General features: G+C 47.7%; 1 protein-coding gene and 1 pseudogene. Both read left to right on the plus strand.

Annotated features, from left to right (window positions below; genetic code table 11):
• Positions 1-505, plus strand: a 505-nt coding sequence (locus A3751_RS13470) for an SPOR domain-containing protein (RefSeq protein WP_197466343.1), incomplete at its 5' end; no start/stop codon positions are given.
• Positions 506-686: 181 nt separating this feature from the next.
• Positions 687-2128, plus strand: a pseudogene (gene gltB / locus A3751_RS13475) (glutamate synthase large subunit); the annotation flags it as partial.

Consider the following 2128-nt stretch of genomic DNA (forward strand, 5'->3'; position numbering starts at 1 on the left):
CGACTCGGACGGAAATGAGTTTGATTCTGTAGAGCGGGGTTTAGTATCTTCAGAACCAGAACCAGAACCAGAACCAGAACCAGAACCAGAACCAGAACCAGAACCAGAACCAGAGCCAATTAAACAAGATTCTGTAAAAACGATTAGCACAAATCTTGTCGGGTCTGATGCCTCTAAAGAGGCAGTTAAAAAAGTTGCGATTACTAAAGAAGGGAGAAGGCATCCTGCATTTCGTGACGCATTCTGGGTTGAGTCTCAAGCGACAGACGCACATACATTTCAGGTTCTAGGCTCTTATAATGAGTCAACAGCTACGCGTTTTGTCGAGCAAGTTGGCTTGCAAGACCTTTACTATGTCGAGTCGTCATACAAGGGTAAACCCTGGTTTGTTGTATTGTATGGCGTCTTTCCAGACATTACCTCGGCGCGCCGTGCTGGCGCTGCTCTCCCCTATCGGGTCGCAAGGGAAAAGCCTTGGATACGCAGTATTGATGGCTTGAAATGACCGGCTTTCGATTGATTCGATTGGCAAAAACCTCACCAAATTCCAAAATCTCTGCTGATTAAATTTGTCCTTGATGGGGGCTGTGTGTAAAATGTCCGACCCCAATTTTTGTAGTCGTACATAAATAGCGAGAAAAATTGCTAAGTGTATGAATTTACTAGATGTTTTTAGAGAGAATGCTATGGCAGCAGGTTTGTTTCGCCCAGAAGAATTTCGAGATAACTGTGGTTTTGGGCTCATAGCGCACACCGAAGGTGTGCCAAGTCATGCGTTATTAGAAACAGCAATTGAGTCGCTGACGTGCATGACTCACCGCGGTGGTATTGCTGCTGATGGTAAGACTGGAGACGGCTGCGGATTGCTACTTCAGAAGCCCGATTCGTTTTTGCGCAAGGTGGCGCAGGAAGAAAGCGCAATTACACTCGGTCAACAGTATGGCGTCGGCATGATTTTCTTGCCAAACGACGCTGATCGGGCAACAGAGGCGCGTGAGGCTTTTGAAGCTAAGTGTGTCGCAGAAGGTTTAAGCGTTAAAGCTTGGCGTGTTGTGCCGACTAATAACGACTGCCTTGGGCGTATGGCGCTTGACTGTCTTCCTCAAATAGAACAGGTTTTTGTCGAAGCCGACGAGAGTGTTGATGATCAGGCGTTTGGACTTAAGCTGTTTGTTGCGCGCAAAAAGATCGAAAAAGCGCTCGCGCACGATGAAGACTTTTATGTCTGTAGCCTGTCGGACCAAGTGATCTCTTACAAGGGTCTGATGATGCCGGTCGATCTGCCGAACTTCTATTTAGATTTGGGCAATAAGGACCTAGAGACGGCAATATGTGTTTTTCACCAACGATTCAGTACGAACACAATGCCGAAATGGCCGCTAGCGCAGCCTTTTCGCTTTCTTGCCCATAACGGTGAGATCAATACGATTGAAGGAAACCGTAACTGGGCACTTGCGCGCACTAGCAAGTTTGAAACGCCTAGTTTGCCAGAGCTGGATTCGATAGCGCCGCTGGTCAATCGAACAGGTTCAGATTCATCCAGTATGGATAACATGCTCGAGCTGCTGATTGCCGGAGGTATGGACTTGTTCCGTGCTATTCGCATGATGATTCCTCCTGCATGGCAAAACGTAGACACGATGGATGCTGACCTAAGGGCGTTCTATGAATTTAATAGTATGCATATGGAACCATGGGATGGTCCTGCGGGATTGGTAACGACTGATGGCCGTTATGCCGTATGTTTGCTAGACCGCAATGGCCTGCGACCAAGCCGCTGGGTTGTCACGAAAGATGGCTTTATTACTGTGGCTTCTGAAATCGGTACATATTCTTACAAGCCAGAAGATGTGGTTGCTAAGGGGCGTATTGGTCCAGGGCAGATTCTAGCAATTGATACGCAAACCGGTGAGGTTTTGCATACGGATGATATCGATAAGCGCTTGAAGACGGCGCATCCGTATAAGAAATGGTTGCGTGAGAATGCGCAACGTATGGAAACGCGTTTGGGTAAATCCTCTTCGGCCTTCAAGGCGATGGGCGAAGACGAGCTTAAAACGCAAATGAAGATGTTTCAGGTTAGCTATGAAGAGCGAGATCAAGTACTTCGACCGTTAGGAGAGGCTGG

The sequence above is a fragment of the Oleiphilus sp. HI0080 genome (genome assembly GCF_001635135.1).